Raw genomic sequence first — 17,436 nt, 5'->3', positions numbered from 1 at the left:
AAAAATGCTTCCTATCTATCTTATGTAAAGTGGTATCTTACACAAATTTATTGAATGTTGTTGGTTAGTGGATATGTTGATAAGTAAACTTCATCTGTTTTGTGCGTATAAAACTAATTTACTTATCAACATATCCACTAACTATAATCTGTGTACTGTTACACAATTGGAAGTATTTTTTGATTTTATGATGCAACTTGGGAAATTTTATAATTTTTTTGTTGACTAACAAGACGGTATCTCCTCTCACATTCCACTTACAGTCACGAGAAGTAATTAAAACATAAGGTTTTTTATGCCTAGGATGTAAAGATGAAGGTAAAAACCTTTTAATACCTTTATATCCCTCAGCATTATCAAAAATGAACAGGCTTCTCCTTCCCCTTCTTGCAAAAAAAGCATATGTTTCTTTAACAATAGTTTCTATCATCTTGTCATTTCCGTACTTATCCTGGGGAGAAATGCCTAGTTTATCATCTTTAGCTAAGTCCAGAAAAGAACTTTCCATAGTCTTAGAGTTTTCAGCACTTATCCATATAACATTGCCACCATAATACTTTCCATACTTGTAAGCATATTTCCTAGCTAACTCACTTTTTCCCACTCCTCCAAGACCACTAATAGTAGCAACCTGCGATATCACCGCTTGCCTGCCCGTGCTCCTTTGTAGTGCGTCATGTAAGGCTTTTAATTCAATACTTCTACCAGTAAAAGATGCCACTGGCTCTATTATGCCAAACCAAATCGCTCCTAAAATTTCCTCTCTTATTTTTTCAAAAAACTCATTTATTTCTTCATGTGATAGAAACTTTCCCTCTCTTGCTTTCATCCAATCCAGAACTTCTACCAGAAAGCGACCATAAACGTTCTTTTTATCGATATTATTAAATTCTTTGCCTAACTCATTCTCAATGATTTCCGCTAGTTTTATCTCGTTAGGTTGATTTACTGCAAATACTAATTTATCAAAAAATTCCCTTATATTCTCTTCTAACCTGCCTTCATTTGTCATTCGCTCAAACTCACGTTGCCATACCTGATTTCTTTCCAATTTTCTTTTTGAGTTTTGATCTGATTTACCTTGAAGTTCTTTTATCTCCTTTTCCAATTCTTCTATTGCTTCTTTTACAGCACTCTTAAATGCCGGTTGCACTATTGAAATCATGTTATCGTGAGTATAAGAGAACTTGTATCTCGTACCGCCGTATTTAAAAAAAATATCACTAGTGCTTATTACTTCAACTGCAATTTCTATTCCCTTGTTTGGTCCCGAAGTTTTTACTTTCAACTTTTTTATTGTATTTTGTGTTGTACTTTGAGCTAGATCGAAACCGATATTAGTACAGATAATAAAGTCCTCTAGGTCACCATCTGCAAAATCTTGATTATTTTTAGTCTTTAGGTAGGGAACAAAATATTTTGCCAAGCTAAATTCACCACTTTTATCTTTTGAAAGCAATTTGCCTACACCGATTTTTTCGCATTCATTTTGCTTGTGTTTGATTTGTACAAACCTATGTACTGTTGTTCCATTTTGCCTATATCGAAAAACAATATCATCAAAACCTGCAGCTGATTCCATTTCTGTGGCTAAGCGGAAAGAATATTCTCTATCTACTGCACGTTTGAGAAACAGCATTAGCCACTTCAATTGGTAAATATCACCATGAAAAGAGCGTTTTCTCCCTCCAGCAGGATAAGTTTCAGGCATCCTCAACCTCACATAATTTTATAAATAGTACCCATAAATGGTAAAAAAGTTATATGTCATGATATACAGATATCGTAACAAAGACCTTGGAATATCTACGAGATGTGCTGTTATGTAAATAAAAAAATGTGACTAATTACTTAATCTTTCACTCAAAATTGAATTCACAACATCAGGGCTGGCTTTTCCCTTGGTGAATTTCATGACTTCACCAACAAAGAAACCATATAATTTTGTTTTACCGCTTTTGTATTCTTGAACTTTATCTTGGTTGTCATTGATGATTTTATCTATTACCTCTGAAATTTGACATTTGTCAGTTATTTGCTTGAGATCCTGCTCTTCTATAATAAGGGATGCAGGCTTTCCAGTTTCAAACATAATATCAAAAACTTGTTTACCAAGTTTAGCAGAGATCGTTCCATCAACGATAAAATCTAAGAGTTCTGACAAAGCATTTGCTTTGATTGGGGAGCTCACAATATCAATATTTGCTTTATTTAAACGACCGAAAAGCTCTACAGTTAACCAGGTGACCGCGAGCTTTGAATCATGTTTTTTTATCAATTCCTCAAAGTAATCAGCAATCGCCTTATCGGAAGTAATGACATTTGCATCGTATTCGTTGATACCTAATTTTTCAATGTATCGCTGCTTTTTCTGCTCTGGCAACTCAGGCAAAGATGATTGAATTAAATCAATTTTCTCCTGGCTTACCTCAACAGGTAATAAATCAGGCTCAGGGAAGTATCTATAGTCGCTTGCATCTTCTTTGTTTCGCATCACTTTTGTTTTTCCCGAAGCAACGTCAAACAATAAGGTATCTTGACTTATTTCTTCCCCACCTTCTAAAATTTCAATTTGTCTTTGTATTTCATAGTCTATAGCTTGCACAATATAACGTATCGAGTTCAGATTTTTTATCTCACAACGAGTGCCAAATGTGCTACTGCCTTTTAGGCGGACAGAAACATTTGCATCACAACGAAGTGATCCCTTTTCCATATCACCATCACATGAACCAATGTAACGCAAAATCTGCCTCAATTTTTTCATGCATTCTGCAGCTTCCGCAGATGAACGGAGATCTGGTTCTGAAACAATTTCCATTAAAGCAACCCCTGCACGATTTAAATCCACATAAGTTTTGCTTTCCTCATGAACGCTCTTTCCTGCGTCTTGCTCTAAATGAATTCTCGCAATTCTTATTTCCTTTTCATTGTCGTTGATAAATACTCTACCATTTTTAACTATTGGCTCAAAAAACTGGGTTATCTGGTAACCTTGGGGTAAATCAGGATAAAAATAATTTTTCCGATCAAAGTAAGAACACTTATTAATTTCTGCAGAAATTGCAAGACCGGTGCGTATTGCTTGCTCTATGCAGTAATAATTTAGTATTGGCAGCGTACCTGGCATTGCTGCATCAACTAGAGAAACTTGAGTGTTATGCTCAGCACCAAACTCCGTTGATGAGCTAGAAAATAGCTTCGTATTAGAAGAAACTTGAGCGTGCACCTCAAGCCCAATTACCGCTTCCCAATCCTCTTTCGTCATGTATTTTATTTAAATGATAATCTTAATATTCTGCAAAATTAACACAAAAAGTCAAAACAAAACCCACATTTTTATTTTTTGTCTTAACTTTTTAACCTATAGTAATTAAAATATGACCTTACCCAGAAAGAGTGAAGAGAAAGAAAAGGCGTTTTTTTATAATAAAAATGTTTTTTCAAAAGGAGTAGTAATGACAAAAAGAAGAGAATATACAGTTGAGTTTTAATTAGAAGCTGTGTATTAAACAGCGTAGACATTCTGCTATTAATTATTGCATTCCTGAGCAATTTGATTCATTATTCTTTTTGTAAAAAATTTTCTTGACTTTCTCTCTACTTTTTCTGGGTAAGGTCACTTTAAAGGAAGTCTAATAGATGCTACATAGAAATCCAGATGAGTTTCTAAAGTCTATTCCAAAAGATAAGCGCATAATGTGCCTTGACATGGGAGAAAAGCAAATAGGTATAGCATTTAGCGATAAAACACAGCTTATAGCCACAGCTCATAGTGTATATTATAGGAAAAATATGAGCAAAGATTTAGGTTATCTGCATAGAATATTCAAAGAAAATGAAGCTGGATCAATGGTAATAGGACTACCATTAAAAATGGACGAGCAAGAAACTAAATGGTGTAAAACCATAATCCAATTCGCAAATAAAATAATAAAAAAATATAAAGTACATATATACTTACAAGACGAAAGCTTCTCAACATCTATCGCAACTCATACACTAAAAATCACTGGAATATCAATCACAAAATCAAAAAAAATAGATGATAAAATCTCCGCATGTATTATTTTGCAACGAACGTTAGACAAAATAAATACAATCAAATAGTTTTTTCAGATCTGGAAATCTTCAAACTGAATCTCATATAAAAGTTACTCAACAAAACAAGAACCTTTCGTATAAGCATGACAAATTGCTACAGCAAGAGCATCAGCAGCATGGTGACATTTTATACTCAAATTTTTAACTATTTGCTTCACCATAAATATAATCTGATCCTTATCAGCATGGCCATTTCCGGTAATGCTTTTTTTTACATAGTTTGCATCATATTCATTCATAGTTAGCTTTGTTATTTTTAACGCTAAAATTACAACCCCTCTTGCATATCCTAAAGTTAGTGAAGATTTAGGATTTTTATTAACAAAAATTTTTTCTACTGCAGCTTCATTCGGAGAATATTGAAATATTACTTTCTTTAATTGTTCAAAAATTATATGTAAGCGTTCACCTGTACCCAATTTTCCATCAGTTGATATGGTACCGCCGCCCAAAAATTCAATATTATTTTTCTCGTTCAGGCTGATAATGGCCCAACCAGTCTTGCTTATCCCTGGATCTAGACCTATTATTTTAACCACTTAATAAACGCTTAACCAATAGACAAACAAAAATAAAAACATCCAGACTACATCTACAAAGTGCCAATACCAGGAGGCAAACTCAAAGCACAAATGGTCCTGAGGTGTAAACTGGCCTTTCCGCGCTCTAAATAAACACACTGATAAAAATATTATTCCTATTATAACGTGTGCGCAGTGAAAACCGGTAATCATATAAAAATTGGATGTATAAATAAGCTTTTCTCCTGTTTCTTGTAGAGAAAAACTCGCTTCATGATACTCTATTGCTTGCACTATTATAAAAAAAACCCCAAGCAATATAGTTATGGACAGCATTTTAATCGTGCTCTTTTTATCATTTTCAAGTAAAGAGTGATTTGCCCAAGTAATTGTTGTACCAGAAAGCAATAATATTAATGTATTCATGAATGGTAGTGACCACGGATCAGGTGGCAAAATTCCCTCAGGGGGCCATTCAACTTTTTTTGCAGGAGAAAACGCCTCAAATAAAAAAACCGGATCAAGCCAGGCTTTAAAGAATGAACAAAAGAACACTATAAAAAATACGACCTCCGAGAGAATAAATAAGTACATTGCAAATTTGAGTCCATGTTTTACAATGTTAGTATGACATTTATCATAAATGGCCTCCTTTATTACATCTCTCCACCAATAGAACAGCACCCCTGATACTGCGGAGATTCCCAGAACTAAACAAAACATTCCGAAAATTTGTTTATGAAGCGCGCCAACTAATCCAAGTGCAAGAATAAGAATTGCTGCTGATATAGCAATTGGCCAAGGACTTGGGTCCACTAAATGAAAATCATGTTCTTTACTTTTCATAGCATTTTAAAAAATACTTACTAAGGATACAAATTAGCTTAAAATTGTCAATGTTCCTTAGGAAATTGATTGAATCTTGAAAAATTATATGCACCATTCAAAAAATCTAACATGAATTGGGCGCTTATTCTAAATAACTTAAGCATCCTGCTCTTTTCATTTTCTCTTGCCCTGCTGCAATATTCATCAACAATATTTTCCAAAATAATGCATCCAGATTCTATAAAACTACCGCTATAATAATCAAACCAATCCTTATATCTATTATTTTTCTTGAATCTATTTTTCATACTATCAACGATAGTCTTGTATATAAACATATAAGAATACAAAACTGTTATGGCTTCATAAGTGTTGCTATATGAGGTAGACAAAAGAAAATTAGTAAAATTTAAGCACTCAAGAGATTTCTCTCCACGACTTATAGCATATATAGCAAAGTAGTGGTTATGCAAAATTCTCTCAATAGCAATTGCCCCTCGAGCCACCCTAATAAGTGAAACAACATTGTTACAGCCTTCTACCCTGGATGCAGTAATTAAGACGGTACGAATATAATCACTCAAGAGTAATGTACCTTGTTGAATATAGAATCTGAAACTTTCTATACTTAGAGTGTTATTCTCCAATTCAACATTAAAAGGATGCTTAATTATATCCTTTAAAAGATTTGATCCATAACAACTCTTAATTATACCACTGAACACTACAATACTGCCAACGTAAACAACTTGTGCTAATGCGTTTTTATTGAGGTATATTAGAGCAATATGCCTCATCCAAAAACATTATCTCTAGCTCCAGTCCTTTCCTACAAAGCTCATATATCTTTTCCTTTTCACAGTCACTAGCTCTTTTGTATAGCCTACTTGTAATATCACTAACCTCCTCAACCACCGCGTCCATTCCTTTGCTATTACAGATATCAATCCACTTTTTGTATTTGTTATTTTTAATCCCCTTAGTTGTTATCTCATTTGCCATATGGCATATAACAATTTGGTATACATTAAAGGAAGAATAAGACAATACTAAGGTCTCAGTAACAGAATTGTGATACGCAGTACTCATGAAAAGGTCAACACAGGCAGAACAAGCTCTTGACTTTTTATGATTATCAGATAGATCACAATCCTCGAAATATTTTTTATATTGTTCTCGAAAATCAAATGCTCCTTTTGCTATATCAATTAACCTACTTATTGTTTCAACATCATTAACTTTAGCTGCAACAACTAAATGAGCACGAGCACAATCTACAGAACCTAGAAAATCCTGCTGAAGGTAAAATTTAAATCTTTTATAATCTAAAGTACCATTCATCAATTCAACATAAAAAGGATGTTCTTTCATCCTATCAATAAGATCGGAAAGCTCTTTTACAATTACGTTGTACAGTTCTCCTTCTATTTCGTTATACACTTTATGAGCCTCATAATAAAAACTGAATATAATAATTATCACTAATATAGTATAATTATTATGAAAAAGCAATTATACTTCAACAATAAGCTAGTATATAAATATGAGGCTGTAAATCAAAAATTTTAGCAATCTAAAGAAATTTTACTATTACCTTCTATATTGAATTCTCTACAAAGATCAGCAGACAAGTTCATGCTTTCCCAAGAAAATCCACCGTCATTTTCTGACTCTTTACCAAAATGTCCATAACAGGCTGTACGTTTATATATAGGGCGATTAAGCGATAAATGCTTGATTATGCCTTTTGTTGATAAATCTATACTATTCTCGATAAACTCTTTAATTACTCTTTCCTCCACCGCATTCGTACCAAATGTATCAATATAGAATGAAGTAGGTTTTGATACACCAATTGCATAAGAAAGCTGCACAAGACAACGTTCAGCTAAACCTGCAAAGACAATATTTTTAGCAAGGTATCTTGCCATATAAGCTGCAGATCTATCAACTTTGGTTGCACCTTTTCCGGAAAATGCCCCTCCACCGTGTGGAATATAACCTCCATAGGTATCAACCATAATTTTTCGTCCGGTTAATCCACAATCACTAACCGGTCCACCAATAACAAATCTACCAGTTGGATTGACTAAGAGATTTTCCTCAGGACATATCCACCCTTTAGGTAAAGATGAAACTATGTAAGGATAAATTATTTCTTTTACTTTTGATTGATCCAAATCCTCAGGGTGCTGTATTGAGACAATGATACTTTCAGCACGTACCGGGAGGTTATTCTCATATACCAAAGTGATTTGTGATTTTGCATCCGGACCAAGCTTTGCTTCTTTAACTGCGCTCATGATATTTTTCAGAATCGAGTGTGCATAAAAAATGGGTGCTGGCATAAGGTTTTCTGTCTCTGTTGTTGCATAGCCATACATTATGCCCTGATCGCCAGCACCTTGATCCAACCCTATTGCAATGTCATTTGATTGCTCATGCAGCAGTATATTTACCTTCACTTTTCTCCAGTGGAAACCATCATGCTCATAACCAATATCTTTTATTGTATTCCGTACAATACTTTCAATCCTGCTATTTTTGATGTTAGGTCCGAATACTTCCCCAGCTATAATAACGTTATCTTTGGTGACTAAAGTCTCTATTGCAGCTCGCGCAAAAGGATCAGTGAAAAGGTATTCATCAAGTATTGCATCTGAAATTTGATCTGCTACTTTATCTGGATGACCAGCCGCCACTGACTCACTGGTTACTAAATTTTTATATAAACTCATGCTTTAGGTTTCTGCTTATACAATACCAAAACCGCTATAAAAACACAGTTAGTAATTACTAAATGGTGGGCCTGGGAAGAGTTGAACCTCCGACCTCACGCTTATCAGGCGTGCGCTCTAACCACCTGAGCTACAGACCCCTGATTTATTCAAGCTGAAGCTTTCATATTATCTGTAGGCAAGATATCAATAAAAGTCTTTTTATTTGCTGACCTTCTAAAGCTGACCCAGCCTTCTACTTTGGCAAAAATCGTATGATCTTTACCTATACCAACATTCTTCCCAGGATGGAATTTTGTGCCTCTTTGGCGCACAATTATGTTACCAGGAATAACCTTCCCATTCTTCTTTATTCCTAACCTACGACCTGCTGAATCTCTACCATTACAGGAACTACCACCTGATTTTTTAGTTGCCATATCTTACCTCTTACTTTTGAAGATTAATTTCATTGATACGAAGAACAGTTATATACTGCCTATGACCAGTCTTTCTACGGTAATTTTTTCTTCTTTTCTTCTTAAAGATTATAATTTTTTCTCCTCTACACTGCTCCAATACTTCAGCTTTAACAGTAGCATTAGATGAATAAGATAAGCCATTATTTGAAATACAAATCACCTTATTGATTTCTACCTCTTTTTTTTCTTCAACTTCTAACTTCTCTACTTTTATTATACTGCCTTCTTTTACTAAATATTGTTTTCCACCAGTCTCAATTACTGCAAACATGATAAATATAAATTATTGTTATTAACTTTAATCGTAAACGATGTCATATATGCTGTCAATATAAATAAAAAACATGACTTAATGCTCCTTCTGAGCTACTTAAATACTTCTATCTTTTTTCACCTTGTTATCTGCTTTTTCTCAGACAATAATTAATTCTCAAAAAATCTTGTTTTGAACAGAAGCAAAACTTGATCATTTTTAATCTCCCTCACTTTGCTTTTGCGTTAGGTCTCTAATTAAAACTCCATAATATGGCTTATTAATTATCTAGCAAAAATTCAGCTTCAATTTGAAAAAAGTACAACCTGTTGCTATTCAGCTGGGGTTTTATAAGTTATAATTTATTCCAAGCTCAAATCCATGATTATAATCTTCAAATGCTTTCAATAGACTATAACCAGCAAAAGCACTTGTCCTTGAAGAAAGCGGAAAATCAAGACCAGAGCTTATTTTATATGAGAAACCAAACTTTGACTGTCCAATAAAATCGATAGCAGCACCTATACCAACATTGACATACGGAGTGATATCCGTGTTTGTAAACTCGTAATGATAACGTAAATTTGCTAAAATTCCTCCTTGCAGTCTGTATTTAAAAATATTTGCAACTGAAATCATAGGCTCAACTGAAATTTTTACGCTGTTTGTGTAGTGATAACCGATACTATGACTAAAATTGCCAGAACTGTATGACGAAGAAGTATAGATCCTATCTCTAACCCAATCAACTCCAAAACATGGTACTGACAAAGAAACAGCAGGCAATATAGCTACTAAGGTAAGTAATTTTTTCATTTTTACCCTCCAAATATTGATATACGCATGTATACAAATATAAGCATTAAAAATAATATAATTACAGCGAATTACTTTATTCTCTTAATCACCTGCTTTTCTCTTGCTATTGCAAGGCTTTTTTCTGGTACATCTTCCACTATAACACTACCTGCCGCAATTACAGAGTCATCATGAACATTAAGCGGTGCAATGAGTGAGCTATTGGCACCAATAAAGCAATTGCTTCCTATGTTCGTTTTATGTTTCTTTTTCCCATCATAATTACAAACAATAGTACCTGCTCCTATATTACTCCTCTGCCCTACTTTAGCATTTCCTATATAACTTAAGTGTTTTATTCTAGTGTTTTGACCAACTTCACTTGTTTTCACTTCCACAAAATTTCCTATTTTTGCCTTATTACCAATTGTTGTGTTTCCGCGTATTCTGGTAAATGGACCGACCTCAGCATTACTTTTAATTAAGCAGTTTTTTAAATGCGAAAATGGCAGTATTTTCGCACCAGACTCTATTTTCACTCCAGTACCGAAAAAAACATATGGGTAAATAACTGAATCTCTGGCAATTTGCGTATCAAGAGAAAAGAAAACAGTCTCTGGAGCAACAAGCGTTACTCCAGAGTTGGTAAAAAATTTTCTTTTGTTTTCTTGAAAGTAAAATTCAGCTTTTATAAGGTCATTTCTGTTATTTATTCCCGTTGCCTCTTCTCCACCGGTAATAACGTAACCGACATTTAAATTACTCTTCACTGCAATGGAAACTATATCGGTCAAATAATATTCATGAGTTGAGCTATTGCACTCTATTTTCTCCACCAATTCACGTAAATTCTTTGCACATGCAACCATTATTCCAGCATTTGCAAGAAACTCTTCATGATTATTTTTATCACTCTTTGCTTCTACGATTTCTCTTAAGGAACCATTCTCAATAATTAACCTACCGTATTCTTTATTGCTTGTCCTAAAACCTAGGCAAACTAGAGCCTTGCCTTCTAAGCAACTAACCATTTTAGTTATTGTGCTGCTTTTTATGAGTGGGGTATCTCCATACTGCACAATAATTATGCTCGAATCTGGCAATTCTTTCAGGTTTCTCATCGCAGTTTTGACTGCATCTCCCGTGCCAAGTGTTAATTCTTGTGTAATTAACTGTATATCCTTAAAGCACTTTAGTCTTTCAATTAAAGGCAGATCAACTACAACAGCAATATTTTCAGGATTTAACTGTTTTGCATTGTAAATGACATGCTGGAGCATGGAAAAACTGCCTATTTTGTGTAGGACCTTAGGCAAATCTGAATTCATCCGCCTGCCATGCCCTGCAGCAAGTATAACGAACGTATGAGTTTTACTTATCACTTATCTTAAAGATGAAAAATGAAAACCGTAATGATCAAGCCATCTGATTTTGTTGTCATAAAAGCTCCTTAAGTCGCTAATTTGATATTTTAGCATTGCAAGCCTTTCTATACCAATGCCAAACGCAAAACCGCTGTATTTAGTGTGATCTATTCCAACATTTTGAAATACATTTGGATGCGTCATACCGCATCCCAGTACTTCTATCCATTTACTACCTTTATAACTTATGTCCACTTCTGCAGAAGGCTCGGTAAAAGGGAAAAAACTATTACGAAAACGTATCTTCAGCCCTTTATCTCCAAAAAACTTATTAAGGAAGTGATGAATAGTAAATTTTAACTGGCCCATATTGACATTCTCATTGACATATAACCCCTCTATTTGATGGAACATAGGGGTGTGAGTTGCATCAAAGTCGTTTCTGTATACTCTACCAGGAGATACGATTTTAATCGGAAAAGTTTTCGCTTTTTCCATAGTTCTGATCTCCACAGATGAGGTATGAGTGCGCAGCACCATTCTTTTGTCGTTTATTTTATTCTTTAAGTAGAAGGTATCTTGCTCCTCCCGCGCAGGGTGGTGACTTGGAGTATTCAGTGCATCAAATACATGAAATTCATCTTCAATGTCAGGGCCATCAACTGCTTTAAAACCCATATGTGCAAAAATAAGCTTTACTTCATTTAGAACCTTACTGAGTGGATGGACCTTGCCCATTTTTTCTGGTCTAACGGGCAACGTGATATCAACCTCCTCGTTCTGCAATTTAAAGTTAACTTCTTCGGTTTTTAGTTCATTTTCCTTATTCATTATAAGCTGATCTAGCTTATTACGTAAAACGTTGATAACTTCGCCTAAATTGCGCTTTTTTCCTGCGTCTTCTATCTCTTTTAAGTTGTCAAAATAAGCTTTAATTACACCCTTTTTTCCCAAATATGATAGCCTGACTTTTTCTAAATCTTGTAAAGAAGAAGCATTCTCAATTTCAGAGACCGCTTTATCTTCAAGTGAAGGTATTTCATTCAGTAGCTCTTTATTCATCTTAGAAACGCTGGCTTAAACTTTAATTATAGTAAAATCTTGAATAGCATCAACAATCTAAAAACTGTCCCATTTTGATTATTAATTTATTGACCAATTAGTTTTTTTTATTTACCTTTGCGTTGATGAATTTGCTGTATCAACCATGCACAACAGTGACACTGAAACTGATAATAAGTACAAAATAGAAGATTTACCTAAGTTCTTTAAGGAAAGATCCAAAAACATAAGTAAAGCATTTTCTAGCAAAATAATTAAGATCAGTACCATTCGCTCGAGAAGTATTGAAAGTAATATACAAGAATTTTCATTTGAGCTAACAGCAACAGGTAAAGACACCTTTAATACAAGACCATTTCAAATAAAATCTTTAATTGATTTTTTTAAAATCTGCCTTTCTCGGGAAAAAAATTTTACAGTCAACATAAAAGTACCAAAAGAAAGCAGTGAATTATATAATAACTACTGTAAAACTAGTAGTGATAAAACTGTAGAAGAATTCGTAAATAATGCTCCGCCTCAAATCCTTCTGCAAGGAATAACAATCATACTACAAACAAATGTTAAAGACATTAACTTAGATAATTTGCACCAAATAGGGTCATTTTTAAATGAAAGGCTAAAACATGCAGAAAAAACTGAAAATGAGGAACAGAGTCAAGTTACACTACAAGTAAAAGAAGCAGAAAATAAAGACAGACAAGAACAGAGTGAAACTAAGCAAAAAAACGCACAAAATAGACAAATTGTACCATTTACAGGCTCGTTTGGCTTTAACGTAGCAAGCAAAGTAAATTGTAAAGCTCCAGTGGTTACTGCTGCAATAAAAGCTAATATACCAAAATATAGAATCTTCCTTCCCTTATCCAATTTTTTTAATGATGTAATAAGGTTATCCCTTTTAAGAACACCAAAACCTTCTATACAGAGCAACAATATACCATTTGGTGTCATTCCAGCGCTTGACGCTGGAATCCAGAAAAAAAAAGAAAAATGGACCCCAGTGTCAGCTACTTGGATGACAAGTAGTATAGGAAATCCAATACCTCAAGGAGCAGAACAGAATGTAGGTCAAACTACTTCGCACACAGAGTATTTTAAGGCTAACAGAAAAAAGAAGTCAAAAAAGCAGACCAAAGAACTATCAGAGAAAGAAAAACAATTAGCCATAAAACAAGCACAAAATGATGCTAGAGTAGCTATGTTAGATAACCAGATTGAGCGCAGGGGAAAAAAACTCGATGAAATATTTATTGAAGTGATGAATGGATACAAAAATCAAGATCCAGAAACATTTCGCAATGTTTTTAACTCAATATTCAATATTGTTTATTTTCAAGATAAACAATTACATGAAATATTGGAGTCAGGTGAGATATCAGAAGTATTAGAAATACTAGAAATACCACAACCAGCTGGCAAGTCTTCTTTTCCAAAAGAGTATTTACATAAGCAAGTATATAAAAAAAAAGAGCAATTGCTCAAATTAGTTTCAGGTGTTTATATACAACAACCTCCTACGCAACATGAAAATACTCCTCATAAATCTACAAACCCTTTACCAATAAATAAATCTAAAGATCCTTCACCAGCAACAAATGAAGCTAAAACTCTACCACCTACTAACATTACACTCAAATCACCGTTAAAAACTGTATTTTCCTCAAAAAAGGCTTATTTTTGTCTATTTATAATAGTAGCATCTGCATCAACACTTTGCTTATGGCATTTTCCATTAGGAAAAGTGTCAATGTTAAAAGAATTAGTGCCACCAGAAAAAAGAGAAAATATTGGGTTGGCATTGAACATAGGGTTACCGACATTGATTACATTATGTGTTTTGAGTTTAGCTTACTTTATATATTCTGAATATTCTATAGAATCTGTTAAGCAAGTAAGTGAAAACGATCCCCTTTCTCGCGCCTATAGCTAGTGCAGGCTCAGTTTTCCTACGTCATACCGCCGCGGATAGATCCCGCTAACAAGCAGCGGGATGACAGCAGTCCTACGTCATACCGTCACGGTATCTCACATAGATCCCACTAGCAAGCAGCGGAATGACGAATTTGTCATTTTTTAAATCGTTGGTAAACCAGAATTACTTTAGCTATAACAAAATAGAAGTAAGTTGTTGTAAAAAAATTTTCATGGTAAAATTATTTATTTTCACCATATGTTTAAAGGAATTATCACGGATATCGGGACTATAACTGATACTACCACTCACTCCAACTCTGATCAAATTTTCCATATCAAAACACAAAATTTACCCTCTATAAACAAAGGAGATTCAATAGCTTGCTCTGGTGTATGTTTAACTGTTGTGAACATACTGAACGATGTATTCACAGTTCAAGTGTCTCAAGAAACTATGAAGGTTGCTAACTTAAATACGTGGAGAATAGGAAAAAAAATAAACCTAGAACAAGCAATGCGGCTAAGCGACAGAATCGATGGCCACTTAGTTCAGGGTCATGTTGATGGGATAGTAAAAATTTTAACAATTGAGCGAAATTTAGATTCTCATGAAATCAAACTATCGTGCCCACAAGAATTAATTAAATTTGTTGCAAAAAAAGGCTCCGTTACACTGGACGGGGTTTCCCTTACAGTGAATTCAGTTATTAATCAGGAATTTATAGTAAATATAATTCCCTATACATGGGAAAATACAACTTTTCAGTACAACAAAATAAATGATTATCTGAATTTAGAAATTGACATGATCGCTAGGTATTTAGATCAATTGATGCAGCATAAATACAATTAATTTTACAACCTTGTTATTTACAACTATTATATCTTGAAAACCATATAGATATAAAATATGCTTTTCGATAGCCTAATTATCTTCATTGTTGTTCTATGCGTAATAATCTCGGTAACTAGAGGTTTTATAAAAGAGCTATGCGCATTGATGTTTCTATTTTTATCAATTTTTCTGACAGCTAATCACTATGATTTTTTCACTCCAAATTATAGTAAATATTTTGATTCTAAAGTTATACTAAACATACTTTCTACAATCTCTGTATTTATTATACTTAATCTTATATTCATGATAATAAACAACTGGCTAATGTACATATTATCACCCATAAGGTTGGGGTTTATCGATAGAGTTACTGGAATCTTTCTCGGAGTGCTTAAAGGAATATTGCTCTCTTATGTATTATTTTTTGCTGTGCACTTATATTGCTACACAGTATATGACAAAAAAGAATATGGCAAAAAAGAGGAACATTCTGAAATAAAAGCAGAAGACATATTGCCTAATTGGATAATAAATTCACACTCTTATCAGGCTTTATTTGTGACAGCAGAAGAAGTAATTGACATGTATGTACCAGAGTCGTTGATACTAAAAATAAAAGAGATCGGTGGAGAAATGGTTGATCAAGAAAAACCCAAAAACAATAAAAAAGAAGAGTAAATATTTATTTATAAATATGTTCATTAGGAGTATTCAAAAAGCCATATGTGTCAGGTTAAGAGCACTCCTCTCTTATAATTCACGTATTTAAGAATGACTTCTGCTAAACCTTTACTAATTCCATGTACGTTTTGAATTTCAGCCAGAGAAGCTTTGCTTATATTTTTCACTGAACCAAAATAAGACATCAACGCCTTTTTCCTTTTGTTGCCAATACCGGGTATTTTGCTTAATTGTGAAACTATAAACTGTTTATCGCGTTTTTTTCTATGTGAAGTTATCGCAAAACGGTGGGCTTCATTACGCAGCAATTGTAAGTAAAGCATGACTTTGCTGTCATTTGCCAGACTGAATTCTTCCCTGCCCAGCATATAAAATGTTTCATTTCCTGCGTTACGATCAGGACCTTTTGCCATACAAGCAAAAGGAACGTTTATATTCAATACTTCCAGTACATTCTGTACTATGGAAACATGTCCTGGTCCACCATCAATCAGTAAAAAATCAGGTATTATGCCTTTTATATTGCCGGAGAAACGTCTGGTTAGCACTTCCCTCATCATTTTATAGTCATCGCCTGAAAATTTTTCCTTTATAGTAAATTTTCTGTACTCACTTTTTAAAAAACCCTCCTGCCCTGCAACAACCATTACACCAATTTGTTGATTTCCAAATATATGGGTATTGTCATAAACCTCAATACGCTTTGGAATGTTTGGTAACAAGAAGATTTTGCTAAGCTCCTCAAGCTTTTCTAGGTTATTTCTATAATCGATAAGCTTCTGCTCTAAGCTATGCTGAGAGTTATCATAAACAAATTTCAATAAATCACGCTCTTTTTTATTCTTTGCATGCAGAACTTTTACTGGCTTTTGAGCAACCTTATATAGTGCTTGTTCTATAATTTCCTTATCCACAATAGAATCTGGAACGTAAATTTGTATTGGAGGTATGTTAGCTGAATTATAAAAATTGACCAAAAAGGTGGATAAAATTTCATCATTTGAGTGATCACCACAGTTCTCGGCAAAGTAAGGAGTGCTGCCGTAGTTGTCTTTATTTCTGAACGATAACACACTAATACATGCTAGATCCTCTTCACGTACAATACTGAAGAAATCTGCATCTTTTTCAAAAGAAAAATCCGTGTGCTGTATTTGAATTTGCTCAAGAAACTTTACCCGATCTCTATATATAGCAGCAAGCTCATAGTTTTCTTCACTGCTGCACTTTCTCATTGTGAAAAGTAACTGTTCTTTCACTTCCTTATTTCTTCCAAGCAATGTATTTCGTGCCTGTTTTACTGATTGGCAGTAGTCGTCTTTTGTGATTTTGTTTATGCATGGTGCTGAGCAGCGCTTAATTTGATATTCAATACATGGTCTTTTTGTTGAGGAAAAGTATTGATCTGAACATACTCTTAGGAGAAAAGCTTTTTGCAATGACAATATAGTTTGCTTAACAGCAGCGGCAGATGTAAAGGGACCATAATAATGAAACTCATTCTTCTTAAATTTGCCTCTATATTTTGCTATTCTTGGATAATCGTGCTTGGAAATTGTTATATAAGGATAAAATTTTCCATCCTTGAGCACAATATTATAAAGTGGTTTCAATGATTTTATTAACTGTGCTTCAAGAAGCAGTGCTTCGATTTCATTCTCAGTGATGAATATTTCAACCTTAACAACCTGTGAGAGCATAACTCTAATTCGTTCAGAAAGGTTTTCGAATTGAAGGTAGTCAGATAATCTCGATTTCAAGTTTTTTGCTTTACCAATGTATAAAACTTTATCCTTATCTCCAATCATCTTATACACACCACAAGACTGCGGAGATAATTTTATCTGTTCTTTATATTGCTTGAACATTTA

Annotated in this window: 17 protein-coding genes and 1 tRNA gene; 4 read left to right on the top strand and 14 right to left on the bottom strand. The window is 33.9% G+C overall.

Going from position 1 to position 17,436, the window contains the following annotated elements:
• Positions 1-118 precede the first annotated feature (118 nt).
• Together OOK87_RS01140 and gatB are read right to left on the bottom strand one after the other, a co-directional pair.
• Positions 119-1,711 (bottom strand): ATP-binding protein, encoded by a 1,593-nt coding sequence (locus tag OOK87_RS01140; RefSeq protein WP_264687818.1) that lies wholly within the window; start codon positions 1,709-1,711, stop codon positions 119-121.
• Between the two features lie 132 nt (positions 1,712-1,843).
• Positions 1,844-3,268, bottom strand: a complete 1,425-nt coding sequence (gene gatB, locus OOK87_RS01135; RefSeq protein ID WP_264687817.1) for an Asp-tRNA(Asn)/Glu-tRNA(Gln) amidotransferase subunit GatB — start codon at positions 3,266-3,268, stop codon at positions 1,844-1,846.
• Positions 3,269-3,642: 374 nt separating this feature from the next.
• Here gatB and ruvX point away from each other — a divergent pair, with 374 nt between their 5' ends.
• Complete coding sequence (gene ruvX / locus OOK87_RS01130) at positions 3,643-4,110, top strand: Holliday junction resolvase RuvX (protein ID WP_253309368.1); 468 nt, start codon at positions 3,643-3,645, stop codon at positions 4,108-4,110.
• Positions 4,111-4,154: 44 nt separating this feature from the next.
• Here ruvX and ruvC read toward each other — a convergent pair whose 3' ends face one another.
• From ruvC to pheS, 11 genes are all read right to left on the bottom strand, one after another.
• Positions 4,155-4,643 carry a crossover junction endodeoxyribonuclease RuvC gene (gene ruvC, locus OOK87_RS01125; RefSeq protein WP_253309367.1) on the bottom strand — a complete coding sequence of 163 codons (489 nt, stop codon included), beginning with the start codon at positions 4,641-4,643 and terminating at the stop codon, positions 4,155-4,157.
• Positions 4,644-5,471, bottom strand: coding sequence for a cytochrome c oxidase subunit 3 (locus OOK87_RS01120; protein ID WP_264687816.1), 828 nt, complete (start codon positions 5,469-5,471; stop codon positions 4,644-4,646). It abuts the gene before it with no gap.
• Between the two features lie 47 nt (positions 5,472-5,518).
• On the bottom strand, positions 5,519-6,178 hold the full coding sequence (locus tag OOK87_RS01115) for a thiaminase II/PqqC family protein (RefSeq protein WP_341816373.1): 660 nt from the start codon (positions 6,176-6,178) through the stop codon (positions 5,519-5,521).
• Positions 6,179-6,218: 40 nt separating this feature from the next.
• A complete protein-coding gene (locus OOK87_RS01110; protein WP_264687814.1) occupies positions 6,219-6,893 on the bottom strand; it encodes a thiaminase II/PqqC family protein in 675 nt (224 codons plus the stop codon).
• A gap of 125 nt (positions 6,894-7,018) precedes the next feature.
• Positions 7,019-8,191, bottom strand: coding sequence for a methionine adenosyltransferase (gene metK, locus OOK87_RS01105; RefSeq protein WP_264687813.1), 1,173 nt, complete (start codon positions 8,189-8,191; stop codon positions 7,019-7,021).
• Positions 8,192-8,254: 63 nt separating this feature from the next.
• Positions 8,255-8,331, bottom strand: a tRNA-Ile gene (locus OOK87_RS01100).
• Positions 8,332-8,340: 9 nt separating this feature from the next.
• The gene (rpmA, locus tag OOK87_RS01095) at positions 8,341-8,610 is read right to left on the bottom strand and encodes a 50S ribosomal protein L27 (protein WP_096617064.1); all 270 of its coding nucleotides are present in this window, start codon (positions 8,608-8,610) and stop codon (positions 8,341-8,343) included.
• Positions 8,611-8,620: 10 nt separating this feature from the next.
• Positions 8,621-8,923, bottom strand: a complete 303-nt coding sequence (gene rplU, locus OOK87_RS01090; RefSeq protein ID WP_096617066.1) for a 50S ribosomal protein L21 — start codon at positions 8,921-8,923, stop codon at positions 8,621-8,623.
• A 330-nt stretch (positions 8,924-9,253) separates the two neighbouring features.
• Positions 9,254-9,721, bottom strand: coding sequence for a P44/Msp2 family outer membrane protein (locus OOK87_RS01085; protein WP_264687812.1), 468 nt, complete (start codon positions 9,719-9,721; stop codon positions 9,254-9,256).
• Positions 9,722-9,792: 71 nt separating this feature from the next.
• Entirely contained in the window at positions 9,793-11,085 is a 1,293-nt protein-coding gene (gene glmU, locus OOK87_RS01080) for a bifunctional UDP-N-acetylglucosamine diphosphorylase/glucosamine-1-phosphate N-acetyltransferase GlmU (protein WP_253307320.1), read from the bottom strand.
• Positions 11,086-12,129, bottom strand: coding sequence for a phenylalanine--tRNA ligase subunit alpha (gene pheS / locus OOK87_RS01075; RefSeq protein ID WP_264687811.1), 1,044 nt, complete (start codon positions 12,127-12,129; stop codon positions 11,086-11,088).
• Between the two features lie 145 nt (positions 12,130-12,274).
• On the opposite strand from pheS, the gene OOK87_RS01070 reads away from it, so the two are divergent.
• From OOK87_RS01070 to OOK87_RS01060, 3 genes are all read left to right on the top strand, one after another.
• Positions 12,275-14,062, top strand: coding sequence for a hypothetical protein (locus tag OOK87_RS01070; RefSeq protein WP_264687810.1), 1,788 nt, complete (start codon positions 12,275-12,277; stop codon positions 14,060-14,062).
• Positions 14,063-14,302: 240 nt separating this feature from the next.
• A complete protein-coding gene (locus tag OOK87_RS01065) occupies positions 14,303-14,899 on the top strand; it encodes a riboflavin synthase (RefSeq protein ID WP_264687809.1) in 597 nt (198 codons plus the stop codon).
• A 57-nt stretch (positions 14,900-14,956) separates the two neighbouring features.
• The gene (locus tag OOK87_RS01060; protein WP_253307316.1) at positions 14,957-15,562 is read left to right on the top strand and encodes a CvpA family protein; all 606 of its coding nucleotides are present in this window, start codon (positions 14,957-14,959) and stop codon (positions 15,560-15,562) included.
• 50 nt (positions 15,563-15,612) lie between these two features.
• Here the strand turns inward: OOK87_RS01060 and uvrC are convergent, their stop codons facing one another.
• Positions 15,613-17,433 (bottom strand): excinuclease ABC subunit UvrC, encoded by a 1,821-nt coding sequence (gene uvrC / locus OOK87_RS01055; RefSeq protein WP_264687808.1) that lies wholly within the window; start codon positions 17,431-17,433, stop codon positions 15,613-15,615.
• Positions 17,434-17,436: the final 3 nt, after the last annotated feature.

Origin of the sequence: Wolbachia endosymbiont (group A) of Sympetrum striolatum, from assembly GCF_947250715.1 — a bacterium.
GTDB lineage: Bacteria > Pseudomonadota > Alphaproteobacteria > Rickettsiales > Anaplasmataceae > Wolbachia.
This window is presented reverse-complemented; position numbering and strand designations above follow the sequence as displayed.